Consider the following 22326-nt stretch of genomic DNA (forward strand, 5'->3'; position numbering starts at 1 on the left):
CTATGGCTGGTCAGTCTTCATCTCAGGCGGCGTCACCATTTCAATGGTGGAAACCCGCGCTTTTCTTTCTCGTCGTGATTGTTGGTCTGTGGTACGTCAAATGGCAGCCGTACTACGGGAAAGCCTTCACCGCTGCGGAAACCCACAGTATCGGTAAATCCATTCTTGCCCAGGCCGACGCTAACCCGCTGATGGCGGCGTGGGACTATGCGATGGTTTACTTCCTTGCCGTCTGGAAAGCGGCGGTGCTCGGCGTGCTGCTCGGGTCATTGATTCAGGTACTCATTCCGCGCGACTGGCTGCTACGCACCTTGGGACAATCGCGGTTTCAGGGCACGCTGCTGGGAGCGATTTTCTCGCTGCCCGGCATGATGTGCACCTGCTGCGCCGCGCCGGTCGCGGCCGGGATGCGCAAACAGCGGGTGTCGATGGGCGGGGCGCTGGCGTTCTGGATGGGGAACCCGCTACTCAATCCGGCGACGCTGGTGTTTATGGGTTTTGTTCTGGGCTGGCAGTTTGCGCTGGTTCGCCTGGTGGCGGGTCTGGCGACAGTATTAACTGTGGCGACGCTGGTGCAGAAATGGGTGAAAGAGGCGGCGACGCAGCCGGTAGCGGTGCCTGCTGCACCGTCGGAAGCGACTCAGGGCGGCTTCTTTAGCCGCTGGCTGCAGGCGCTGTGGACGCTGTTCTGGAACACGATCCCGGTTTATATCCTCGCGGTGCTGGTGCTGGGAGCGGCGCGCGTCTGGCTGTTCCCGCACGCCGATGGCGTGGTGGATAATACGTTGTTCTGGGTTATCGCGATGGCGATCGCCGGCTGCCTGTTTGTCATCCCTACCGCGGCGGAAATTCCGATTGTGCAGACAATGATGCTGGCGGGTATGGGGACGGCGCCCGCGCTGGCGCTGCTCATCACACTGCCGGCAGTGAGCGTGCCGTCGCTGATTATGCTGCGTAAAGCCTTCCCGGCCAAAGCGCTGTGGCTGACGGGCGGACTGGTGGCGCTGTGCGGGGCGATTGTCGGTGCGCTGGCGCTGGTGTAGTTTGCCGTAAACGTACGCATAGCCGGATTGGATGCCGGGTGGCGGCTACGCCTTACCCGGCACAAAACGGACAGGGGGCGGTAGCCCGGCTAAGCGCAGCGCCAGCCGGGAAACTGCAGCTTTATTTAATGTAGGTAAAGGCGGTGGTCACCCGGGATACGCCGCTTACCCGGCTGGCAATATCCGCCGCCGCCCGGCCTTCGCGGTCGGTCACCAGCCCCATCAGGAAGACTTCGCTGTTTTCCGTGGTTACTTTCACGTTCGAGGATTTGACCTGATCGGTGCTCAGGAGCTGCGAACGCACCTTGGTGGTAATCCAGGTATCAGACGAGGCGGTGCCTAAACCAATCGGCTGGCCCTGGCGCACTTCATTAAACACTTCCGTGGTCCCTTCCACGCCCATGGCGATTTGCTTGGCGCGCGCGGAGAGGTCCGGCGTCGGCGACTGGCCGGTCAGCAGGACTTTGCCCTGATAAGCGGTGACGTTGATACGGGCCTGTTTCTTAATCTGTTCATCTTTCGACAAGGCGCTATTGACGCGCAGTTCCAGGGTACTGTCATCGACCTGGGTTCCCACCGTACGCGGGTCCGTTGCGGCTTTGGTGCCGACTGCTGCCGTTCCGACTACCGCGGCGGCAACGCAGCCCTGCAGCAGTAGTGCAGAAAGCAGGATGGCGAGGGGCGAGAGAGCCTTCATGTGTTCTCCTTAATCGTCCTGGTGTGGAAAAAGAGTGTTATCTATCAAATCGCACAGACAGTTGACGGTCAGCATGTGCATCTCCTGGATACGCGCGCTGCGATGGGAGGGGATGCGGATTTCGACATCCTGTTGACCTAACAGGCCCGCCAGCTCACCGCCGTCATAGCCGGTTAACGCGACGATGGTCATGTCGCGGGTCACGGCGGCTTCCACCGCCTTGACGATGTCCCGACTGTTTCCGCGCGTAGAGATCGCCAGCAGCACATCGCCGGCGTGTCCCAGGGCGCGCACCTGCTTGGCGTAGATCTCGTCATGCAAGCGATCGTTAGCGATGGCGGTTAAGACCACATTATCGGTATTTAGTGCAATGGCAGGTAAACCAGGGCGTTCCGTTTCAAAGCGATTAATCATGCTGGCAGCAAAATGCTGTGCGTTGGCGGCGGAGGTGCCATTACCACAACAGAGGATTTTGTTGCCGTTAAGCAGGGACTGGACGAGCGTCATCGCCGCCCGGGAGATGGCGTCCGGGAGTGCTTCCGCTGCGGCAATTTGGGTTTGAATGCTTTCGGTAAAGCAGGCTTTGATTCTGTCGAGCACGGGATCCCTTACTTCTGGTATTACGCTATTCGCCAAAGGCGTTTTTTAGCCATTGGATGTCGTTTCCGGTGAAGGCTACCACATCGAAACGGCAATCCACAGTCTCAAAGCTCCCATTCTGTCGGCAGAGCCACAAACGGGCGGCTTTAAGCAGTCGTTGTTGTTTTTGCGGAGTGACGCTGGCTGCCGCATCACCGTACCGGGCGCTACGGCGGTAGCGCACTTCGATAAAAACGGTGACCGTGCCGTCGCGCATGATAAGGTCAATTTCGCCGCCACGCTCGCGGGCATTGGCGGCGATAAAACGCAGGCCCTGGCCTTCCAGCCAGCGGCGCGCCTGGTTTTCCCAGGCATCGCCGGTCTGTTTGCTTAGCTGGCCGGAACGATTTTTCCCTGCTGGTACTTGAGCCATGACAGTTTCCTGTTAATCACGCAATCCTGGTTGGCCGTCAGATCGCCGGTATTGCCGTTCAGCTCGAAGCCAGGCGTCTGGCGCATTTGCGTGAAGTGATTTGCCAGTGACCAGGCGTCAGCGCCCATGGCATACAGACGCGCCAGCGAGTAGTCATTACGCACCGCGGACAGCGCCTGCTGCATTAGCGACGGATTGCTGCCGGCCAGCATTGGGATCTCACTATACTGCAAGCCTTCCATCTCCAGACGGAAATCCGGCCCCGCGGTGCCCTGGGCGCTGCGCGAGCTGGCGTACAGGGTGACATTGCTCTGGCTGCCGTTGCGCATGGCGATCATCGGTTTGATATAGGCAATCTGTTCCGGGGTGGCGAGGATATAGGCCGCATCGACGCTGCCGCCGCTGCTTACCGGCATCTCATCCGCACTGCCGAGGATGCTGTTCTGCGCTGATGGCAGGGTGGAGACCGGGGTGCCGCTCAGCGCAATGCCCCCGCCGCCGTTCACGCCGGCGCGCAGCTCGGCCGTGGATCCAAAACGCTGCTGCAGGACGCTGGCGCCGCCCAGCTTCAGCCACTCGTCGGCAAAAGCGCTAACCACACGATCGCCCAGCGCGCCGCGCGGAACCAGCAGCAGCGGGGTCTGTTTCCCCTGTTGGTGGATATGTCGGGCGGCGTCACGCGCTTCGTCTTCCGGAGAAAGCGCGAAATAGCAGAGGTTAGCGCGGCTTTCGACTTTTTCCGGCTGGTTGAGGGCCAGCACATTGAGCGGCGTGTTGCTCTTGATAACCTCTTCAACGTTTTCTTTCAGCAACGGCCCAACCACCAGGGTGGCGCCATCCTGCTGCGCCTGGGCGAGCAGCTGGCTTATCGGCTGGCTGGTGGTGTCGTAAATTTTCAGTTCCGCAGAAGGGTTAGCGGCGGTTGCGACCACGGGCTGCGGCTGTGCGGCCGGCGCGGTAACCGGCTGGGTGGCCGGGGAAGCGGTAGTCTGCGGCGTGGCGGATGTTGCCGGCGCCTGGGCTGCCGGTTCCGCAGCAGGCGCTGCCTGGTCCTGCGTCGGGGCCTGAACCGGATCCGCGCGGCTTCCGGCGGCGGTAAGATCGCTGATTTCTGCCTGCGACGGACTCACCACATCATCATTACCGGAGACATTCGCCGCCTGGGCGACCTGGGCGGGAACCGCGCTGCCCGTCACCGACGGCGCGCCGTTTTTGGCGGCTTCAAAGCCCTGCTGGATAGTGCGGCCGAAGATCGACGCCTGACCGTTCAGCGGCAGAAAAAGCGCAATCTTGTTGATGGACGCAGGCTTATAGTTTTGCATATTCACAAGCACCGTCGGCAGCATTTTAGCGCCCGGGTTTTGCGGATAGCGCGTCTGCCAGTCTTTAACGCCCGCTTTCAGTAGCGTCGGATCGTTGCGGTTGTCAAACCACATCCGCTGCAGATCCAGCCAGCCCTGGAGGATATTTTCATCGGCGTTGATCACCAGCGCATTGGCCTGGTCCTGGGGCATCGAGGTGAGCGCTTGCCAGGTCGCATCAATATTTTTCTGACGCTGTTTGGCGTCACTCAGCAGCGGCTGCTGGGCGATTAAGGCGCGCAGCAGGGTCAGCGATGGTTTGCCCTGGCTGGCATCGATTTGCGCCTGCCAGTAGCGCGCCTGCTGAGGCTGCTCAAGGTTTGTCGGATCGATCTTAGCCAGCAGATTACGGGCGGCCTGATAATCGTTCTGCGCCAGCTTCACTTCCACCGCCAGCAGCGACTGTTCACGGGCCTGAGAGCTGTTCAGGTTCGCCGGCAGCTGGTTAAACAGGTCGATAGCCTGCTGCTTCTTCCCTTCCTGCAGTAGTGCACGAATGGCGAGTAATTGCCAGTTGGTCTTGCTATCATTCGTGCTTTGCTGCATCTGCTGTAAGTAGAAACTGGAGTTGGCCTGCGACGTACCCTGCATAAACGCCGCGCTTTGATCCTGCGTGTGGGTGCCGCAGCCAGCAAAAATAAGAGTCGCCAGCAATACGGGCAGGCAGCGCGCGGGCTTAGAACGAAGAAATGTTGACGGTACCATAAGTGTCCAGTGATATTTTTTTGGCTCAATGCTCAATATTAAATCGGCAATACGGACGAGACAATGAAACAACACGAATCAGCGGATAATTCTCAGGGGCAGCTCTATATTGTGCCCACTCCGATAGGAAATCTGTCTGATATCACGCAGCGTGCACTGGAAGTGCTGCAAGCTGTTGATTTAATTGCAGCGGAAGATACCCGTCATACCGGTTTGCTGCTGCAACATTTTGCGATAAACGCCCGTTTGTTTGCGCTTCACGACCATAATGAGCAGCAAAAGGCGGAAACCCTGCTTGCCAAACTGAAAGAAGGGCAAAACATCGCGCTGGTTTCCGATGCCGGCACGCCGCTGATTAACGATCCTGGTTACCATCTGGTGCGCACCTGTCGCGAAGCGAATATTCGCGTGGTGCCGCTGCCGGGCCCCTGTGCGGCTATCGCCGCCCTGAGCGCCGCCGGCCTGCCTTCCGACCGTTTCTGTTATGAAGGCTTCCTGCCGGCGAAATCGAAAGGCCGCCGCGATACCCTGAAAGCGCTGGAAGAAGAGCCGCGCACCCTTATCTTCTATGAGTCGACCCACCGTCTGGTGGAGAGTCTGGAGGATATCTGCGCGGTACTGGGAGAATCCCGCTATGTGGTGCTGGCTCGTGAGCTGACCAAAACCTGGGAGTCGATCCATGGCGCGCCGATTGGTGAGCTGGTGGCGTGGGTGAAGGAAGATGAAAACCGTCGTAAAGGCGAGATGGTGCTGATCGTCGAAGGTTTCAAGGCTCAGGAAGAGGCGCTGCCGGCGGCCGCGCTGCGTACTCTGGCGCTGCTGCAGGCGGAGCTGCCGCTGAAGAAAGCCGCCGCGCTAGCCGCGGAAATCCACGGCGTGAAGAAAAATGCGTTGTATAAGTACGCCCTGGAGCAGCAGGGGGAGTGATCCTGTAAACCCAATTGAAGCCTGGCAAGCAGCCCTTCAGATAGTGAAGAGCTGCTTGAGCGTCCTCCCACATGTCGGAAGAAATGTCGGAAAAAATGTCGGAAGAAAAGGGCAGAACCGCTTTTCTTGCCGCCCAGCATCCCTAACCAACAAGCCCGGATAGATCCGGGCTAAAAGTGGTTAAATCCTTACGCTCTCGATCAGGTTACCGGCGCCGGGTTAAATACCGCCAGCTGGTTGTGCAGGCCCCATTGATCGGAGAAGGTTTTTTTGCGTCCGCTGGCGACGTCGAGAATAAATTCGAACAGCTTCCGCCCGACATCCTCAATCGTCTCTTCGCCAGTGGCGATGGTCCCGGCGTTAATGTCCATTAAGTCATACCAGCGGTTGGCCAGCTCGGTACGGGTCGCCATTTTTATCACCGGTACTGCCATCAGCCCGTACGGCGTACCGCGACCGGTGGTGAATACCTGCACCGTGATGCCAGAGGCTACCTGCTGGGTGCCGCAGACAAAATCGCTGGCGGGGGTTGCGGCGTAAATGAGGCCGCGTTTGGTCGGACGCTGCCCCGGAGAGAGCACCTCAACGATGGCGCTTTTCCCTGATTTGGCAATCGACCCCAGCGCTTTTTCCACCACGTTGGCCAGACCGCCTTTCTTGTTGCCGGGGGAGGGGTTAGCGCTGCGGTCGGTTTTGCCCATATCAAGATAGTTATCGTACCAGGCCATCTCTTCCAGCAGACGTTTACCGACCTCTTCGTTAATCGCCCGCGGGGTCAACAGATGAATGGCGTCGCGTACTTCGGTCACTTCCGAGAACATCACCGTCGCGCCGCAGCGCACCAGCAGGTCGGACGCGTAACCTACCGCCGGGTTGGCGGTCACGCCTGAAAAGGCGTCGCTGCCGCCGCACTGCATCCCGACCACCAGCTCAGAGGCCGGGCAGGTTTCCCGCTGGCGCTGGTTCAGTTTCGCCAGGTGGCGCTCGGCGACCTGCAGAATGTCATCGACCATCGATTTAAAACCAACATGCTTTTCATCCTGCAGGCTGACGATGCTGGCGCTGTCCACCGGGATACTTTTGACGTCTTCCGTGCCCTGCAGCAGGCGTTCCGGCTGCAGCTTCTCACAGCCGAGGCCAATGACCATCACCTCGCCGCCGAAGTTTGGGTTGAGGGCGATATTATGAATGGTGCGAATCGGCACTACCGCCGCCGGCGCATTAATCGCCACGCCGCAGCCGTAGAGATGATTCAGGCCCACCACGCCATCGACGTTGGGATAGTTTGGCAGCAGGTCGCGTTCAATGATTTTCACCACGTAATCGACCACGCCAGCGACGCAGTGCACGCTGGTGGTAATACCCAGCAGATTCTTGGTACCCACGCTGCCGTCAGCATTGCGGTAGCCTTCGAAGGTGTAACCTTCCAGCGGCGGTAGCGGTTCAGGCACTTTAGTGGCCAGCGGCAGGGTATTCAGCGGCGGGGCGGTGGGCAGCTCCACCAGCGACTCGTCAATCCAGCTTCCCTGCGGGATATCGCGTACGGCATAGCCAATGACTTCGCCGTAGCGGATGATTTCACCATGGGCGGGGATATCCACCAGGGCAACTTTGTGACCCTGCGGGATATGCTCGACGAGCGTCAGGCCGTCCGGGAAACGCGTTCCGGCGGTTAAGCCGCGATCGTTGACAATAATCGCCACATTATCTGTCGGGTCAACTTTAATATAAAACGCGGTCGGCGATTGTTGTCGAATTGCAATGTCAGCCATTGTCCAGTCATCTCCAAACAGGTGCTAATAATAAAATAAAACGCTAATTCATTTGCTACGTATCAGTATGATGGAATAAAGGATGTCAGCTGAGTTGATTTTAAAATGTGATCGTCATCACTCCTTTTTATGACGCTAACCTCTGCAGGGCAGGCAATCGTAAGAAGTGTGGATTAGCGCCCATGACTTATGGCATAAGCACAATTATGGCTTTAAATAATAACTTTATATTGTGGGTATGCATAGTGTCTGGCGGGGGCGTGCTGATTATACTGAGTCATGTTTTTGAGGTGATCGATATGCGAATAGACAGTTTCAATATCGTCTTTTAAATAAATCAGAAACCACTTAAAACAATTATAAAAGGTGTTCTGTGCCCGAGGAATGTCTAAATGATTTTGGATTCTACATTAGATGAAAAAAAAGGAATACCGACCCGCTATTTAATTCTGTTGATGATATTTGTGGTGACGGCAGTGAACTATGGCGACCGCGCGACCTTGTCTATCGCCGGTACTGAAGTCGCGAAAGAGCTGGGGCTCAGCGCGGTGTCGATGGGATACATTTTTTCCGCCTTCGGCTGGGCTTATCTGCTGATGCAGATCCCTGGCGGCTGGCTGCTGGATAAATTTGGCTCGAAAAAGGTTTATTCATACAGTCTGTTTTTCTGGTCACTGTTTACCTTCCTGCAAGGCTTTATTGATGTGTTCCCGCTCGCCTGGGCCGGGGTCTCCATGTTCTTTATGCGTTTTATGCTGGGCTTTTCCGAAGCGCCCTCGTTTCCCGCCAACGCCCGCATTGTGGCGGCCTGGTTTCCGGCCAAAGAGCGGGGTACGGCTTCAGCTATCTTTAATGCCGCTCAGTACTTCTCGCTGGCTCTGTTCTCGCCGCTGCTCGGCTGGCTGACCTTCGCGCTGGGCTGGGAACATGTCTTTACCGTGATGGGGATAATAGGGTTTGTGCTCACCATCATCTGGGTGAAGTTTGTGCATAACCCCACCGATCATCCGCGAATGTCGGCCGCGGAGCTGAAATATATCTCAGAAGGCGGCGCAGTGGTCGATATGGACCATAAAAAAGAGGCCGCCCCGGCGGCCGGGCCGAAGATGGACTATATCCGCCAGTTGCTGACTAACCGAATGATGTTAGGCGTATTTTTCGGTCAGTATTTCCTGAATACCATTACATGGTTCTTCCTGACGTGGTTTCCGATCTACCTCGTGCAGGACAAGGGAATGTCGATTCTGAAAGTGGGGTTTGTGGCTTCGATTCCGGCGCTGTTTGGCTTTGCTGGCGGCGTACTGGGCGGGCTGTTTTCGGATTATCTGATTGGCCGCGGCTGCACGCTGACTTTTGCGCGTAAGCTGCCCATTGTGCTGGGAATGCTGCTGGCGTCGTCCATCATCCTGTGTAACTACACGGCCAGCACGCCGCTGGTCATTACGCTGATGGCGCTGGCGTTCTTTGGCAAAGGCTTTGGCGCGCTGGGCTGGCCGGTTATCTCGGATGTCGCGCCGAAGGAGATTGTTGGCCTGTGCGGCGGGGTATTCAACGTCTTTGGCAATGTGGCCTCGATCGCCACGCCGCTGGTTATTGGCTACATCGTGAGCGAACTGCACTCATTTAATGGCGCACTGATTTTTGTTGGCGGCTCCGCGCTGATGATGATGGTCTGCTACCTGTTTGTGGTTGGCGATATCAAACGTATGGAATTGCAGAAGTAAGCAACGATTAACGCAAGGTAAAAATCATGGATAACGCAATTTTTCCGAACAAATTTAAGGCCGCGCTGGCGGCGCATCAGGTGCAGATTGGCTGCTGGTGCGCTTTGGCTAACCCGATTAGCACCGAGGTGCTGGGTCTGGCGGGGTTCGACTGGCTGGTGCTGGACGCGGAACACGCGCCAAACGACGTCACCACGCTCATTCCGCAGCTGATGGCCCTGAAAGGTAGCTCCAGCGCGCAGGTAGTCCGTGTGCCGACCAATGAACCCATCATCATCAAGCGCATGCTGGACATCGGCTTCTATAACTTCCTGGTGCCGTTTGTCGAGACGGCTGAACAGGCGGCGCAGGCGGTGGCTTCGACCCGTTATCCGCCGGAAGGGATCCGCGGGGTCTCCGTTTCCCACCGCGGCAATATGTTTGGCACCGTGCCGGACTACTTCGCCCAGTCCAACAAGAACATTTCCATTCTGGTGCAGATTGAGAGCCAGACCGGAGTGGACAACGTCGAGGCGATTGCCGCGGCCGAGGGCGTGGACGGTGTGTTTGTCGGCCCGAGCGACCTGGCCGCCGCCTTAGGCCATTTGGGCAATGCCGCCCATCCTGAGGTGCAGCGCGCTATCCAGCATATCTTCGCCAGCGCGAAGAAGCACGGTAAGCCAAGCGGCATTCTGGCGCCAGTGGAAGCCGATGCGCGCCGCTATCTGGAATGGGGCGCGACCTTCGTCGCCGTTGGCAGCGATCTGGGCGTCTTCCGTTCTGCAACCCAGAAACTTGCCGACGCGTTTAAAAAATAATCACCAGGATGAAGAGAGAGAACATTATGACAATCAAAGTAGGTTTTATCGGTCTTGGCATTATGGGCAAACCGATGAGCAAAAATTTGCTGAAAGCGGGTTACTCGCTGGTGGTGTCTGACCGTAACCCGGAAGCGATTGCCGACGTGATCGCCGCTGGCGCTGAGACCGCGACGACGCCGAAAGCGATTGCCGAACAGTGCGAGGTGATCATCACCATGCTGCCGAACTCTCCGCATGTTAAAGAGGTGGCGCTGGGTGAAAACGGCATTATTGAAGGGGCGAAACCGGGCACCGTGGTGATCGATATGAGCTCCATTGCGCCGCTGGCGAGTCGGGAAATCAGCGAAGCGCTGAAAGCCAAAGGTATTGATATGCTGGATGCGCCGGTGAGCGGCGGCGAACCGAAAGCCATCGACGGCACGCTGTCGGTCATGGTCGGCGGCGATAAAGCGATCTTCGATAAATACTACGATCTGATGAAAGCGATGGCCGGCTCCGTAGTGCATACCGGCGATATTGGCGCGGGCAACGTCACCAAACTGGCTAACCAGGTGATTGTCGCGCTGAACATCGCGGCGATGTCTGAAGCGCTGACCCTGGCGACTAAAGCCGGCGTCAATCCGGATCTGGTTTATCAGGCTATTCGCGGCGGTCTGGCGGGCAGTACCGTGCTGGATGCGAAAGCCCCGATGGTGATGGACCGTAACTTCAAACCGGGTTTCCGTATCGACCTGCATATTAAAGATCTGGCCAATGCGTTGGATACCTCACACGGCGTGGGCGCCCAACTGCCGCTGACGGCGGCGGTGATGGAGATGATGCAGGCGCTGCGCGCGGACGGTCTCGGCACTGCAGACCATAGCGCGCTGGCGTGCTATTACGAAAAACTGGCGAAAGTGGAAGTCACTCGCTAACAAGAAGGGCGCCCTGCGCGCCCTGTTATGCTTGCCTTGCGCGGCACTGTCAGGCTACAAAATTATGAAAATCGTCATTGCCCCAGACTCTTACAAAGAAAGCCTTTCTGCCAGCGAGGTAGCTCAGGCGATAGAAAAAGGATTTCGGGAAATTTTCCCTGATGCACAGTATGTTTCCCTGCCCGTCGCCGACGGCGGCGAGGGGACGGTGGAAGCCATGATTGCCGCCACCCAGGGAAAGGAACATTTCGCATGGGTAACGGGTCCGCTGGGTGAGAGAGTGAAGGCCTGCTGGGGCATGTCCGGCGACGGCGTCACCGCGTTTATTGAGATGGCGGCAGCCAGCGGTCTGGGGCTCGTTCCGCCCGACAAACGTAACCCGCTCATCACCACTTCACGGGGTACCGGGGAGCTAATATTACAGGCGCTGGAGCATGGTGCGGAACGGATCATTATCGGCATCGGCGGTAGTGCGACCAACGACGGTGGGGCGGGTATGATGCAGGCGCTAGGCGCCCGCCTCTGTGACGCCGAGGGACAAGAGATCGGCCATGGCGGGGGCAATTTGAGCCGTCTGAGCCGGATCGATCTTTCCGCCATCGATCCGCGCTTACGTGACAGGATGATCCACGTGGCCTGCGATGTTACCAATCCGCTGGTGGGCGAGCGTGGGGCGTCGCGGATCTTTGGCCCACAGAAAGGGGCGACCGAGGCGATGATCGTCGAGCTGGATCGTAATCTGGCGCATTATGCCGATGTCATTAAGGCGTCGCTGCAGGTGGACGTGAAGTCGATCCCCGGCGCGGGAGCGGCCGGCGGCATGGGCGCGGCGCTGATGGCCTTTCTCAATGCGGAGCTGCGCAGCGGGATTGAGATCGTTACCGAGGCGCTGAAGCTGGAAGAACAAATCCATGACTGCTCACTGGTGGTCACCGGGGAAGGGCGGCTCGATAGCCAGTCTGTTCACGGTAAGGTGCCGGTGGGGGTGGCCCGGGTGGCGAAGAAATACCGTAAGCCGGTGATCGGTATTGCTGGCAGCCTGACTCACGATGTCGGCGTGGTTCACCAGCACGGTATCGATGCCGTATTCAGCGTGTTAACTTCCGTTTCGACGCTGGAAGAGGCATTTCGCGGGGCGTTTGATAATATTTACCGCGCGTCGCGTAATATTGCTGCCACCCTGCAGGTTGGGATGACCACTGAGGGATGACAACGGGCGGTAAACCCTCTATACTGCGCGCCGAAGCTGACCAGACAGTCGCCGCTTCGTCGTCGTCCTCCTTCGGGGGGAGACGGGCGGAGGGGAGGAAAGTCCGGGCTCCATAGGGCAAGGTGCCAGGTAACGCCTGGGGGGTGTCACAGCCCACGACCAGTGCAACAGAGAGCAAACCGCCGATGGCCCGCGCAAGCGGGATCAGGTAAGGGTGAAAGGGTGCGGTAAGAGCGCACCGCGCGGCTGGTAACAGTCCGCGGCACGGTAAACTCCACCCGGAGCAAGGCCAAATAGGGGTTCATAAGGTACGGCCCGTACTGAACCCGGGTAGGCTGCTTGAGCCAGTGAGCGATTGCTGGCCTAGATGAATGACTGTCCACGACAGAACCCGGCTTATCGGTCAGTTTCACCTTTTACGCAAAAACCCCGCTCCGGCGGGGTTTTTGCTATTCGAATAGCGGAGAAAGGATGAATGACTGTCCACGACGCTATACCAAAAGAACGCGGCTTATCGGTCAGTTTCACCTTTTTATGTCAAAACCCCGCTACGGCGGGGTTTTTGCTATTCGAATAGCGGAGAAAGGATGAATGACTGTCCACGACGCTATACCAAAAGAACGCGGCTTATCGGTCAGTTTCACCTTTTTATGTCAAAACCCCGCTACGGCGGGGTTTTTGCTATTCGAATAGCGGAGAAAGGATGAATGACTGTCCACGACGCTATACCAAAAGAATGCGGCTTATCGGTCAGTTTCACCTTTTTATGTCAAAACCCCGCTCCGGCGGGGTTTTTGCTATTCGAATAGCGGAGAAAGGATGAATGACTGTCCACGACGCTATACCAAAAGAAGGCGGCTTATCGGTCAGCTACCGTTATTTAACCACCTTAGGATTCTGTAGCGTCGGGATCGTGGAATCTTGCACCTGATGAACCTGGCCGACGATCGTGGCGACGCTGCCGTTGCTTAAAGCCTCTACGTCTGCGCTGTTATGCGAGCCAAAATTAAAGGTAAGACGTTTATCCGTTTTATTCTGTTCATCTCGCATGGTCACGATAAAATAGTAGCTGCCGGCGATACCGCTCTTCCGACGAATGTCGACAATCACCCCGCGTACCTTGACCCATTTACCCAGATAATCGCTGCTGGCCTTCGCCGGGTTGAGAGTAAACGGCTGCAGGAACTGAGCCACTGAATACGTCTGCATCGAAGCGACGGCGTCATCTCCGGGTTGAAATAATTTGTCTCCCGCGGAATAAAAGGCTTTAGAAGCCAGGCCGCAGCCGCTTAACAGCGAGATGACAAAAACCAGCGGTAATACGCGAAAACGTAATAACATCTCAATCTCCTTATCTATTTTTAAATGATATCCTTGATGCGCTGGATAACGTAATATGCGCTAATTAAATTAAAGGAAAAGTCACCGCTGTCAAATATTTTGCCTGCTGTTGAAATTAAAATAAAAACTGGTGATGTTAGGGCGTCAAATATATAAATTAACACAGCATTCATATTTTATATGTTTTAGTGAAGTATATTAGTGCTGTGGATATATAATGTTTGGCTATCATTTTTTACATTTATTCACTGCGCCCTGTAAAATAATAATCCGCTATTTCTGCCACCTTTACTTCAGGAAAAAAAATGAAATTGATAACCCGTATTGCCTTTGCCACGCTGTTGACCACCGGTTTCTCTATCACGGCTCAGGCCGCAGACGTTAAGGCGGCGCCAGCACCGGCGCAGGATCCTATTGTTCAGCACTTAAAACTTACCAAAGATCAGGTCGCGAAAATTAAAAGCCTGCATCAGCAGTTGGAGAGTAATGTCCAGCAGATTTCCCAACAGGAAATTAAAGACGGGGCTCTGATAAACGTGATTGATTCCGGTAAATGGGATGAAAAAGCGGTCAACGATCAGCTGGCGGCCTTCAGCAAGATTGATCAGCAGGTGCGTTATTACCGCGTGAAGTACTATTTTGAGGTGAATAAGGTACTGACGCCGGAGCAGCGCACGCAGGTGAAAAAAGATCTTGCCGACGCGCTGAGTGAATAATGCCATCGGCCCCTCGCGGGGCCGATATCTTCTTCAGGCCATTAATGAAAATCAACCCAGCCATTTTGCCGTTTCAGGCGAGACTTTCTTCATCCCGCAGGCGGATCTCCGCTTCGGCAACAATGGCTTCCAGTTCGCTAAGCATCTCATCATAACCAAAGCTGGCGGCCCCGGCGACTTGCGGTTGCACCGGGGCTAACGGCGTTGGTGACGCCTTTTTTCTGTTTTTCTTCTTACTCACTGACAGACTCCATCACTTCCGTTGTTACACCGGTAAATCTATCAGCAAAGCGCGCAGCGGCGTATCGGCGACGAGGGTAATGTTAGCTTCGTCACGAATAAATGCGCCGTCACCGCAGGTGAGAGCCTGCTTTTGCTGTTCCTGTGCGACGGCATGGACGGAGCCGTGAATCGACTGCAGGTAGGCGCGTGGACCATGTAATTGCACGTTGATCTGCTCACCTTTCTCCAGCGCGATATGGTAGACCCAGGCCTGTTGGCGAAGCTGGAGGCTGTTATCCCCGCCCTCCGGAGAGGCCAGCAGCTGCAGCGTCGCGTCTGCGACATTGATTTTCTGCTGCAGCGGGTTTTCCCGCTGCGGGCAGGCATCAAGCCAAAGTTGCATTCGCGTTAACGACTGCTCTTTACTCAGATTATGCTCGCTATAGCTCACGCCAGGCTGGGTGGCGATCAGCAGCGCTTCACCGGCTTTGGCCTGCACGTGGTTGCCGTCGCTGTCGCGATACTCCGCTTCGCCTTCCAGAATCAGGTTCAGGATATCGACTTTTGGGTACGTTCTGGCCTGGAAGGAAGCGCCGGGCGCCAGCACTTCCTGGTTGAGGACGCGCAAGGATGCGAAGCCCAGTAATTTCGGGTCGAAGTAGTGGCCAAAGGAGAAGGTGTAGCGGGCCTGCAGCCAGCCGAAGTCTGCTTGTCCGCATTGTTTGGCTGTTCGGGTAGTAATCATGTTCTTGACCTCTCTTTACACTAAATCAATGGTAAAGGTATGGACGCTGTATTGTTAGCCAGATATTCTGCCCGGTATGTTCAAATTTCCTGAATGAGAAAGCGATGGCCAAAGAGAGAGCATTAACGCTGGAAGCGTTACGCGTGATGGATGCGATCGACCGGCGCGGAAGCTTCGCTGCCGCAGCTGATGAGCTGGGACGCGTGCCTTCCGCCCTGAGCTACACCATGCAAAAACTGGAGGAGGAACTGGACGTGGTGCTGTTTGACCGCTCAGGTCATCGCACGAAGTTCACTAACGTTGGAAGAATGCTGCTGGAGCGCGGGCGCGTGCTGCTTGAAGCGGCGGATAAACTCACCACCGATGCTGAAGCCCTGTCGCGCGGTTGGGAAACCCACCTGACGATCGTTACCGAAGCGCTGGTGCCCACTCCGGATCTGTTTCCGCTGATTGAGAAACTGGCGACTAAATCAAACACCCAGCTGTCGATTATCACTGAGGTGCTGGCCGGCGCCTGGGAGCGGCTGGAGCAGGGGCGGGCGGACATCGTTGTCGCACCGGATATGCATTTTTGTTCCTCTTCGGAGATTAACTCGCGCAAACTCTATTCGGTGCTCAGCGTGTACGTCGCGGCGCCGGATCACCCGATCCATCAGGAGCCGGAGCCGCTCTCTGAGGTTACCCGCGTGAAATACCGCGGCGTCGCGGTGGCGGATACCGCGCGCGAGCGGCCCGTTCTCACCGTTCAACTGCTGGATAAACAGCCGCGTTTAACGGTGAGTACGATAGAAGATAAACGTCAGGCGCTACTGGCCGGACTGGGCGTGGCGACTATGCCCTATCCGCTGGTGGAGAAGGATATTGCCGAAGGTCGCCTGCGGGTCGTCAGCCCGGAATACACCAATGAAATTGACATTATCATGGCCTGGCGACGGGACAGTATGGGCGAAGCGAAGTCCTGGTGTCTGCGTGAGATCCCCAAGCTGTTTGCCGGCAGATAGTGATGAAGACCCTCCTCCCGCTAGCGGGAGGAGCAGGAAGATTAGTAGGAAAAGGGTTTCGGATCGGGCCCGAAGCGATTATTGCCTTCGGTGCCGCGCTGGCAGTTAAAGATCAGGATCACCAGCCAGCCGATGACCGGGATCAACAGCAGCAGCAGCCACCAGGCTGAGCGGTCGGTGTCATGCAGGCGTCGAAACTGCACCGCCCACCACGGTAAAAAGACCAGTACGCCATAGATGGTCGTCAGAATGCCTTCGCCGCCAGCCCGCTGCCAGCCCAGCATTTTATCGATGATGCTCAATACGCCGGTCAGGATGAGGTTGACCAGAATAAACATCCAGTACTCTTTGCGCCGCGCACGGCCGCCAAATCCTATATAGTTTTTTAATACCTTGAGATACCAGTCCATTTCTACGCCTCAATTAACCGTCAATCACTTGTTTTTTAAGCGATCGCAATAAGAATAGACGTGAATGAATGGTGGGTAAATATCTGTTTTCTGAATTATTGGGCGCCATCACTGGCGCCCGACAGATCAACGGAAGCGCTGATCGCGACCGTGCGGTTCGTTGAGATCCTGCTGCGGCCCAATGGAAATAATACCGGTAGGGTTAATGGTTTTATGGCTGCGGTAATAGTGGTGACGGATATGCGGAAAACTCACCGTCTCGGCGATACCCTGCATCTGGTAGATGTCGCGCAGGAAACCGTACAGATTGAGGTAATCACTGATGCGCCGTTTATCGCATTTAAAATGGGTCACATATACCGGGTCGAAGCGTACCAGCGTTGTCCACAGGCGAATGTCGGCTTCCGTTAGCTGATTGCCTGTCAGATAGCGATGCTGGCCGAGGATCTGCTCCAGCCGCTCCAGCGAGGTAAAGACCGCATCCACCGCTTCGTCGTAAGCTTGCTGGCTGGTGGCAAAGCCGGCTTTATACACGCCGTTGTTGACGTTGTCATAGATCCAGCCGTTCAGCTCATCGATTTGTTCCCGCAGCGCTGGCGGGTAGTAATCCCCGGCCCGGGCGCCAAGGCCATCGAAGGCGGTATTAAACATGCGGATGATTTCTGCCGACTCATTGCTGACGATGGTCTGCTGTTTTTTATCCCACAGCACCGGCACGGTCACGCGTCCGGTGTAGTGCGGGTCGGCGTGCAGATACAGCTGATAAAGAAAGTCATGCTGGTAGAGGGTATCGCCGGTGGCTTCCGGGAAGCTATCGTCAAAGGTCCAGCCGTTTTCCAGCATCAGCGGATTGACCACGGATACGGGGAGAAAAGGCTCCAGACCTTTTAATTTACGCATAATTAACGTGCGATGCGCCCACGGGCAGGCGAGAGAAACATACAAATGATAGCGATCCTTTTCCGCTGCAAAACCGCCTTCACCGCTGGGGCCAGCCGCGCCGTCGGCGGTCAGCCAGTTACGGAAGGCGGAAACGGAACGTTTAAAACGCCCACCGGTGGATTTTGTGTCATACCAGGTATCCTGCCAGACGCCGTCGACTAATTGTCCCATCTTTGCTCCTCTTTCAGACTACAGATAGCAAAAGCGAGGAGTGGTCTCCTCGCTTTTTTCATTCATTCAGTATAGTGCGCTTACCATTTCTTATTCAGTACACGGTCAATACTGAAGGCGCCCGGTCCGGTAATGGCCAGCAGCAGGTAACCGCCCGCAATGGTCAGGTTTTTCATGAACATCAGGGAGTTCACGCCTTCCGCAAAGTTGCTATGGAACAGGAACGCGGTCAGCAGCGTAAAGCCCGCAGTGAACAGCGCGGTGGTCCGGGTCAGGAAACCGAACAGAATCGCCAGACCGCCGCCGAACTCAAGGAGGATGGTCAGCGGCAGCAGCGCGCCCGGGACGCCCATGGCTTCCATATACTGCTGGGTTCCCGCATAACCGGTGATTTTGCCCCATCCTGCAGTGATAAACAGAATCGGCATCAGAATACGCGCTACCAATACACCAACATCTTCTAATTTTTTCATTTGTTACTCCAGAAAACCCAAAGGGCGGCGGTTTTGTTTTTTAGTGCAATCCCGCGTAGTTACGCGGTGTTGCTGTCGATGGAGAGGATAGTAGCGAGGCGGAGAGGGAATTGTTAGCAAGGAAAACTGTAGATCTATTTCAAAGTTTCTGAGCAATCAGTACGCGGAGGCGAAAGTGTACCGAACGCGATGGGCCACCACCGGTCCTGGTATGGCGTGAGGTAAAGGGCGTCGTAGAGAAGGGCGCGCTACGGAAAAGGCGCATGTTGCTGCGAACAGGGTGCGGTAACGGACAGGGAAATGGCAGAGCGTGGGCGCCAGGGAAAGCGCCCACGCTCAGGGCCGCTAGCGAACTGCCGACTGGCGCAGGATCCCGCGCACCAGGCGCCAGGTGCTCCACAGTCCGAGTCCGCGTTTGGTCCAGCGCATTAAAAAATGCGGATGTCGTACGGACCATACGGCCATCAGACCGCTGCCAACCATCAGCCACGAACGTAAACTCAGCAGCGTATGCCAGCCGCGGTCGAGGGGCGCAGTCGCCTCGTGCCAGTGACGGCGGCAGGCGCTGAGCTCCAGCCGTTGCTGCTGGATCTGGCGCAGCAGCTGCGCCTTGTGCCGTTCACGCTCCTGTCGGCCATTCACGATTTATCCTCCTCCAGAAGGGCACGGTCGTTCTCCAGCTCTTTACGCGTTAGACGCAGCAGCGTGGATCGGCGCGCCTTACGTAGGGTTAGGATACCCACGATCGCGGCGGCAAGGAGCAGTACAACGGTGGTGGCGATCATCACGTGCAGGCGGTACTGAGCGTCAACGGCCCAGATAACCAGCACCAGCAGACTCATGAGGCCAAACGCGGCAAACAGCAGCGTCAGTCCGGTCATGATCAGCAGCTGGAAGAGGTTGGCTTTCTCCTCCTCCAGCTCCACGACGACCAGACGCAGCCGCGTTTCCACCATTTCGACCAGCAGCGTGACGATGCGCTGACCAATGGAGAAAACGCGCTGACCCGGTCCCTGCGTGTGTTGAGTATTCGCCATAATCAGCGACGCGACAGCAGGACACCCAGCACCAGCCCGACGGCGGCGCCAATTCCTACCCCAGTCCACGGATTTTCGCGAACATAATCATCCGCTCGCGCGGCGGTCTCACGAGTTTGACGAAGAATCGCTTCGCTGGTTTCACCCAAACGAGCGCGGCTCTCTTTCAGCGCGCTCTCGGCTTTACTGCGCAGTTTACCCATCTCTTCTTTCGACTTGTCCGCCGAGGAATTTAGTACTTCCTCCAGGGTATCCGCCAGCGTTTTCAGTTCTGCACGAAGGTCGTCAGTCACATTCTCTTTAGCCATGTCGTTCTCCTGTAGCGTGGTCCGTGTTGCGAAAGTTAATGGTGATTAGTAATCCCGAGACTCCAGCGTTTTTAACTCCTGTTGCGCTTCATTGAGTTTATGCTGGCGTTTGTTAATTTTGTCCGCATCGCCTTTCTTCCGGGCTTCCTGCAGATCGCGCTGACGTTCAGCGATCTCTTCCCGCTGTTTGGCAATTTTTTGCTTATGATCGGCTTTGAGTTTACTGTCGCTACAGTTTTCCCGAACCTGACGTAGCGCGGTATTTAGCCCATCAATGCGACTTTGATTATGATGCTTTTCGGCGTAGCTGATCTCTCGTTGAATATCCTGCTCTTTTTCCTGGCAGGGAGAGGCGGCTAGGGCGCTGGCGCTAAGTGAAGTCAGGACCAGAAGCAGAGCGATGCGGTGTTTCATGGATAGTACCTTCCATTGTCTGAGGGGATACCCGGAGGATATACCCGTTCCCGTTGGTGAACGTGAATGCGTTGATTCCCGCAGGTTTAAGCATAGTAACAAATGCGGGAAACCACCAGACTGGGTTAAAAACGCAGTCTGGCGGCAGCTTACCCGAGGCGATGCGGCGCGTCGCGCAGGCGGGATAGCCAGGCGGTGGGCGAGTTATCGTCCTCCAGCAGGGCAATAATATAACCATGTGGCAGAGCGCGGCCGAGAACTTCTTTCGCCGCCGCGCCCTGGGCGGTGGAATCGAACTTAATCAGCAGACCATCCTTCTGCGGCGTGATGCTTTTAAAGCGGATGCCGTTGGCATCGAGATGATGCCAGACGGAGAAACCGTCCGGCATTCCGATACCCTGGCCAACCGGGCGTATCGCCAGCGTGGCCTCCTGCTGCTGCACCGCCAGCCAAAGCCAGAACAGGGCGCCGAGCAGAAGAGAACCACCCAGCAGCCAGCTGAACTGGCGCAGGGAAGGGCGTTTCATGACCATCATTAGCCCCGGCTTCTGTATTTTTTCTTCCACAGCACCACCAGCGAGCCGATCAGTCCGAAGACCAACAGGGCAACCGGCAGGAGCATCAGGCAGGACATCAGCTGATCTTCATACTTGAGGAATACCGGGGTTTTACCCAGCAGATAGCCAAGCGAGGTCAGGATGAGCACCCACAGCAGGCCGCTCATCCAGTTGAAAAACTGAAAACGGGCGTTATTAAGGCCGGAAAGCCCGGCGATGGTGGGCAGCAGCGTGCGTACGAAGGCGATAAAGCGGCCGATCAGCAGCGCGGAGAGCCCATGCTTATGAAACAAGTGATGCGCACGCTGGTGATAGTGCGAAGGCAGGTGTGACAGCCAGTTTTGCACGATCCGCGTATTACCCAGCCAACGCCCCTGAATATAGCTTAGCCAGCAGCCGAGGCTGGCGGCGGCGGTGAGCAGCAGCAAGGTTTCCGGAAAACCCATCGCCCCTTTGGCGATCAGCACGCCCACGAGCACGAGCAGACTATCCCCCGGTAAAAACGCGGCAGGCAATAACCCGTTCTCAAGGAACAAAATCATAAACAAGACAAAATACAGCATGCCTATCATGGAGGGATTCGCGAGCGTTTCGTAATCCTGAGCCCACAAGGCATTCAATAACTGGGTAAATAGTTCCATTCACGATTCCTGGTACATCGGTTAACGGCACGTCTGAGCGCGCGGCATATAGGGCGACAAGATTTTTATGAGATTATGGTCGCTGCTTAGGCGCTCTGAACGCTTCCCTGTATAAGACTGAAGTAAGTAAATACCTACCCCCAGAACGACAAAATGCATCTAATTGTAACAAATCACCTGACTTTCCGTCAGAGAAATTGCAACGTGTTGCTCGTTGATTTTGCTGATTGCGGAGATGGGAGGCGAGAGGATTTACACAGGCTGACACTATATATGACTTGCTTACTCCAGCCTCACTGTCAGACAGGCGCGCAGGGGGGCGCGCCGGAGGGATAAGGCCTTATTTCGCGCCGTTGACTGCGGTATCGAGATGAACGACTGGGTTTTCGGCAAATAAGTAGCGATCGGCATTAAATTCAAAGTCATCGCTGGTTTCGTTAAACAACATTTGCTTGGTATTTTCCAGATGCTGCCACATCGCCAGCTTGGCGGCGTTGGGATCTTTTCGCAGCAGAGCTTTCAGGATCTGATCGTGGTCGTCGCACCAGTTATCGACCGTACGCAGGTCGATATGCTCATGCAGCTTTTTCCAGTAGGGGTTATGCACGCGCTGGGTCCACATCTTTTCCACGATCGCCGCCAGCGCGCTGTTCTGCGTCGCCAGCGCCACCTGGACGTGAAACTGCAGGTCCCACTCGGAGTCGCGGAAACATTTCTCGTTACGCGCTTTCTCCTGAATCTCCATCAGCTTCATGATGTCCTGTTTGGTCACCTGAGTCGCCGCGAATTCGGCAATATTGCTTTCAATTAGCTGCCGCGCCTGCAGCAGTTCAAAGGGGCCATAGTTGGCGAACTCAAGGCTTTCATCGGCCACCTGCTGGTATTTCGGATGGTTGGAGATAACGTGGATACCCGACCCTTTGCGGACTTCGACATACCCTTCCACTTCCAGCATGATAATGGCTTCACGAACCACGGTGCGGCTGACGTTTTTTTCATCGGCGATGAAGCGCTCGGCGGGCAGCTTATCCCCTACAAGGTAGACACCTTGTTCGATGCGCGTCTTCAGCTCAGCGGCAAGCTGCTGATATAGACGGCGTGGTTCAATGATTTCCATATTCGCTCCCGGAAGATGGCGACAATATTCGATTTGTTATACCACTTTTACGCGCTTTCCACCACT

Annotated in this window: 26 protein-coding genes and 1 other RNA gene; 9 read left to right on the forward strand and 18 right to left on the reverse strand. The window is 56.2% G+C overall.

Translation table 11 applies throughout. The features are described 5' to 3' along the window. Positions 1-2 precede the first annotated feature (2 nt). Positions 3-1043, forward strand: coding sequence for a permease (locus tag KB890_RS17190; protein WP_020325275.1), 1041 nt, complete (start codon positions 3-5; stop codon positions 1041-1043). 121 nt (positions 1044-1164) lie between these two features. On the opposite strand, the gene dolP is transcribed toward KB890_RS17190, so the two are convergent. From dolP to KB890_RS17210, 4 genes are read right to left on the reverse strand one after another with little or no spacing between them, the layout of a single operon-like run. Then, a complete protein-coding gene (gene dolP, locus KB890_RS17195) occupies positions 1165-1740 on the reverse strand; it encodes a division/outer membrane stress-associated lipid-binding lipoprotein (RefSeq protein WP_002918214.1) in 576 nt (191 codons plus the stop codon). A 9-nt stretch (positions 1741-1749) separates the two neighbouring features. Beyond that, the gene (gene diaA, locus KB890_RS17200) at positions 1750-2340 is read right to left on the reverse strand and encodes a DnaA initiator-associating protein DiaA (protein WP_002918211.1); all 591 of its coding nucleotides are present in this window, start codon (positions 2338-2340) and stop codon (positions 1750-1752) included. 25 nt (positions 2341-2365) lie between these two features. After that, a complete protein-coding gene (locus KB890_RS17205) occupies positions 2366-2752 on the reverse strand; it encodes a YraN family protein (RefSeq protein ID WP_002918206.1) in 387 nt (128 codons plus the stop codon). Further along, the gene (locus tag KB890_RS17210) at positions 2710-4818 is read right to left on the reverse strand and encodes a penicillin-binding protein activator (RefSeq protein ID WP_004181409.1); all 2109 of its coding nucleotides are present in this window, start codon (positions 4816-4818) and stop codon (positions 2710-2712) included. Before KB890_RS17210 ends, KB890_RS17205 begins: the two co-directional genes overlap by 43 nt. Before the next feature lie 63 nt (positions 4819-4881). Between KB890_RS17210 and rsmI the strand changes: the two genes are divergently transcribed. Continuing rightward, positions 4882-5745 carry a 16S rRNA (cytidine(1402)-2'-O)-methyltransferase gene (gene rsmI / locus KB890_RS17215; RefSeq protein ID WP_004144878.1) on the forward strand — a complete coding sequence of 288 codons (864 nt, stop codon included), beginning with the start codon at positions 4882-4884 and terminating at the stop codon, positions 5743-5745. Between the two features lie 200 nt (positions 5746-5945). On the opposite strand, the gene garD is transcribed toward rsmI, so the two are convergent. Beyond that, complete coding sequence (gene garD / locus KB890_RS17220; protein ID WP_002917960.1) at positions 5946-7517, reverse strand: galactarate dehydratase; 1572 nt, start codon at positions 7515-7517, stop codon at positions 5946-5948. 392 nt (positions 7518-7909) lie between these two features. Here garD and KB890_RS17225 point away from each other — a divergent pair, with 392 nt between their 5' ends. The 5 genes from KB890_RS17225 to rnpB all read left to right on the forward strand — a co-directional run bounded on the left by KB890_RS17225 (position 7910) and on the right by rnpB (position 12580). After that, positions 7910-9241 (forward strand): MFS transporter, encoded by a 1332-nt coding sequence (locus tag KB890_RS17225; protein WP_004181408.1) that lies wholly within the window; start codon positions 7910-7912, stop codon positions 9239-9241. Between the two features lie 26 nt (positions 9242-9267). Next, complete coding sequence (garL, locus tag KB890_RS17230) at positions 9268-10038, forward strand: 2-dehydro-3-deoxyglucarate aldolase (protein WP_004181407.1); 771 nt, start codon at positions 9268-9270, stop codon at positions 10036-10038. A 26-nt stretch (positions 10039-10064) separates the two neighbouring features. Further along, complete coding sequence (gene garR, locus KB890_RS17235; protein WP_002917952.1) at positions 10065-10955, forward strand: 2-hydroxy-3-oxopropionate reductase; 891 nt, start codon at positions 10065-10067, stop codon at positions 10953-10955. A 64-nt stretch (positions 10956-11019) separates the two neighbouring features. Continuing rightward, positions 11020-12165, forward strand: a complete 1146-nt coding sequence (gene garK, locus KB890_RS17240; protein WP_004181406.1) for a glycerate 2-kinase — start codon at positions 11020-11022, stop codon at positions 12163-12165. 32 nt (positions 12166-12197) lie between these two features. After that, positions 12198-12580: RNase P RNA component class A (gene rnpB / locus KB890_RS17245), an RNA gene on the forward strand. Between the two features lie 461 nt (positions 12581-13041). Here rnpB and KB890_RS17250 read toward each other — a convergent pair. Then, the gene (locus KB890_RS17250; RefSeq protein WP_004150939.1) at positions 13042-13506 is read right to left on the reverse strand and encodes an OB-fold putative lipoprotein; all 465 of its coding nucleotides are present in this window, start codon (positions 13504-13506) and stop codon (positions 13042-13044) included. Between the two features lie 305 nt (positions 13507-13811). On the opposite strand from KB890_RS17250, the gene KB890_RS17255 reads away from it, so the two are divergent. Further along, entirely contained in the window at positions 13812-14222 is a 411-nt protein-coding gene (locus KB890_RS17255) for a Spy/CpxP family protein refolding chaperone (RefSeq protein WP_004181404.1), read from the forward strand. Between the two features lie 73 nt (positions 14223-14295). Here KB890_RS17255 and KB890_RS17260 read toward each other — a convergent pair whose 3' ends face one another. Beyond that, the gene (locus KB890_RS17260) at positions 14296-14463 is read right to left on the reverse strand and encodes a hypothetical protein (protein WP_002917926.1); all 168 of its coding nucleotides are present in this window, start codon (positions 14461-14463) and stop codon (positions 14296-14298) included. 24 nt (positions 14464-14487) lie between these two features. Next, complete coding sequence (locus KB890_RS17265; RefSeq protein ID WP_002917925.1) at positions 14488-15189, reverse strand: pirin family protein; 702 nt, start codon at positions 15187-15189, stop codon at positions 14488-14490. Between the two features lie 104 nt (positions 15190-15293). Between KB890_RS17265 and KB890_RS17270 the strand changes: the two genes are divergently transcribed. Beyond that, a complete protein-coding gene (locus KB890_RS17270; RefSeq protein WP_094932902.1) occupies positions 15294-16190 on the forward strand; it encodes a LysR family transcriptional regulator in 897 nt (298 codons plus the stop codon). A 41-nt stretch (positions 16191-16231) separates the two neighbouring features. Here KB890_RS17270 and KB890_RS17275 read toward each other — a convergent pair whose 3' ends face one another. The 10 genes from KB890_RS17275 to exuR form a co-directional block, all read right to left on the reverse strand. Further along, on the reverse strand, positions 16232-16600 hold the full coding sequence (locus KB890_RS17275; RefSeq protein WP_002917923.1) for a DUF805 domain-containing protein: 369 nt from the start codon (positions 16598-16600) through the stop codon (positions 16232-16234). A 126-nt stretch (positions 16601-16726) separates the two neighbouring features. Then, entirely contained in the window at positions 16727-17713 is a 987-nt protein-coding gene (locus KB890_RS17280; protein ID WP_004181403.1) for a glutathione S-transferase family protein, read from the reverse strand. 80 nt (positions 17714-17793) lie between these two features. After that, complete coding sequence (locus KB890_RS17285) at positions 17794-18186, reverse strand: DoxX family protein (RefSeq protein ID WP_002917920.1); 393 nt, start codon at positions 18184-18186, stop codon at positions 17794-17796. Between the two features lie 345 nt (positions 18187-18531). Beyond that, positions 18532-18828 (reverse strand): YqjK-like family protein, encoded by a 297-nt coding sequence (locus KB890_RS17290; RefSeq protein ID WP_004181402.1) that lies wholly within the window; start codon positions 18826-18828, stop codon positions 18532-18534. Further along, positions 18825-19223: a phage holin family protein gene (locus KB890_RS17295; RefSeq protein WP_002917917.1), complete on the reverse strand. Its 399-nt coding sequence runs from the start codon at positions 19221-19223 to the stop codon at positions 18825-18827. Before KB890_RS17295 ends, KB890_RS17290 begins: the two co-directional genes overlap by 4 nt. 2 nt (positions 19224-19225) lie before the next feature. After that, positions 19226-19531 carry an ElaB/YgaM/YqjD family protein gene (locus KB890_RS17300; RefSeq protein ID WP_002917916.1) on the reverse strand — a complete coding sequence of 102 codons (306 nt, stop codon included), beginning with the start codon at positions 19529-19531 and terminating at the stop codon, positions 19226-19228. A gap of 45 nt (positions 19532-19576) precedes the next feature. Next, on the reverse strand, positions 19577-19945 hold the full coding sequence (locus tag KB890_RS17305; protein WP_002917914.1) for a DUF1090 domain-containing protein: 369 nt from the start codon (positions 19943-19945) through the stop codon (positions 19577-19579). Between the two features lie 149 nt (positions 19946-20094). After that, positions 20095-20472 (reverse strand): EnvZ/OmpR regulon moderator MzrA, encoded by a 378-nt coding sequence (gene mzrA / locus KB890_RS17310; protein WP_004218213.1) that lies wholly within the window; start codon positions 20470-20472, stop codon positions 20095-20097. Between the two features lie 8 nt (positions 20473-20480). Continuing rightward, entirely contained in the window at positions 20481-21143 is a 663-nt protein-coding gene (gene yqjA, locus KB890_RS17315) for a DedA family general envelope maintenance protein YqjA (RefSeq protein ID WP_002917909.1), read from the reverse strand. A 340-nt stretch (positions 21144-21483) separates the two neighbouring features. Then, positions 21484-22260 carry a transcriptional regulator ExuR gene (exuR, locus tag KB890_RS17320; protein WP_002917907.1) on the reverse strand — a complete coding sequence of 259 codons (777 nt, stop codon included), beginning with the start codon at positions 22258-22260 and terminating at the stop codon, positions 21484-21486. Between the last annotated feature and the right edge of the window lie 66 nt (positions 22261-22326).

Source organism: Klebsiella sp. P1954, from assembly GCF_018199955.1.
GTDB classification, from domain to species: Bacteria; Pseudomonadota; Gammaproteobacteria; order Enterobacterales; family Enterobacteriaceae; genus Klebsiella; species Klebsiella pneumoniae.

Excerpts from the sequence above, each read along its gene's own strand:
- dolP (WP_002918214.1), bottom strand. The coding sequence starts at position 1,740 with ATGAAGGCTCTCTCGCCCCTCGCCATCCTGCTTTCTGCACTACTGCTG.
- garL (WP_004181407.1), top strand. The coding sequence starts at position 9,268 with ATGGATAACGCAATTTTTCCGAACAAATTTAAGGCCGCGCTGGCGGCG.
- exuR (WP_002917907.1), bottom strand. The coding sequence starts at position 22,260 with ATGGAAATCATTGAACCACGCCGTCTATATCAGCAGCTTGCCGCTGAG.
- KB890_RS17270 (WP_094932902.1), top strand. The coding sequence starts at position 15,294 with ATGGCCAAAGAGAGAGCATTAACGCTGGAAGCGTTACGCGTGATGGAT.
- garD (WP_002917960.1), bottom strand. The coding sequence starts at position 7,517 with ATGGCTGACATTGCAATTCGACAACAATCGCCGACCGCGTTTTATATT.
- KB890_RS17285 (WP_002917920.1), bottom strand. The coding sequence starts at position 18,186 with ATGAAAAAATTAGAAGATGTTGGTGTATTGGTAGCGCGTATTCTGATG.
- KB890_RS17225 (WP_004181408.1), top strand. The coding sequence starts at position 7,910 with ATGATTTTGGATTCTACATTAGATGAAAAAAAAGGAATACCGACCCGC.
- KB890_RS17265 (WP_002917925.1), bottom strand. The coding sequence starts at position 15,189 with ATGATTACTACCCGAACAGCCAAACAATGCGGACAAGCAGACTTCGGC.
- KB890_RS17210 (WP_004181409.1), bottom strand. The coding sequence starts at position 4,818 with ATGGTACCGTCAACATTTCTTCGTTCTAAGCCCGCGCGCTGCCTGCCC.
- garR (WP_002917952.1), top strand. The coding sequence starts at position 10,065 with ATGACAATCAAAGTAGGTTTTATCGGTCTTGGCATTATGGGCAAACCG.
- KB890_RS17255 (WP_004181404.1), top strand. The coding sequence starts at position 13,812 with ATGAAATTGATAACCCGTATTGCCTTTGCCACGCTGTTGACCACCGGT.
- garK (WP_004181406.1), top strand. The coding sequence starts at position 11,020 with ATGAAAATCGTCATTGCCCCAGACTCTTACAAAGAAAGCCTTTCTGCC.
- rsmI (WP_004144878.1), top strand. The coding sequence starts at position 4,882 with ATGAAACAACACGAATCAGCGGATAATTCTCAGGGGCAGCTCTATATT.
- KB890_RS17305 (WP_002917914.1), bottom strand. The coding sequence starts at position 19,945 with ATGAAACACCGCATCGCTCTGCTTCTGGTCCTGACTTCACTTAGCGCC.
- mzrA (WP_004218213.1), bottom strand. The coding sequence starts at position 20,472 with ATGAAACGCCCTTCCCTGCGCCAGTTCAGCTGGCTGCTGGGTGGTTCT.
- KB890_RS17190 (WP_020325275.1), top strand. The coding sequence starts at position 3 with ATGGCTGGTCAGTCTTCATCTCAGGCGGCGTCACCATTTCAATGGTGG.
- KB890_RS17205 (WP_002918206.1), bottom strand. The coding sequence starts at position 2,752 with ATGGCTCAAGTACCAGCAGGGAAAAATCGTTCCGGCCAGCTAAGCAAA.
- KB890_RS17300 (WP_002917916.1), bottom strand. The coding sequence starts at position 19,531 with ATGGCTAAAGAGAATGTGACTGACGACCTTCGTGCAGAACTGAAAACG.
- yqjA (WP_002917909.1), bottom strand. The coding sequence starts at position 21,143 with ATGGAACTATTTACCCAGTTATTGAATGCCTTGTGGGCTCAGGATTAC.
- KB890_RS17250 (WP_004150939.1), bottom strand. The coding sequence starts at position 13,506 with ATGTTATTACGTTTTCGCGTATTACCGCTGGTTTTTGTCATCTCGCTG.
- KB890_RS17275 (WP_002917923.1), bottom strand. The coding sequence starts at position 16,600 with ATGGACTGGTATCTCAAGGTATTAAAAAACTATATAGGATTTGGCGGC.
- KB890_RS17280 (WP_004181403.1), bottom strand. The coding sequence starts at position 17,713 with ATGGGACAATTAGTCGACGGCGTCTGGCAGGATACCTGGTATGACACA.
- KB890_RS17295 (WP_002917917.1), bottom strand. The coding sequence starts at position 19,223 with ATGGCGAATACTCAACACACGCAGGGACCGGGTCAGCGCGTTTTCTCC.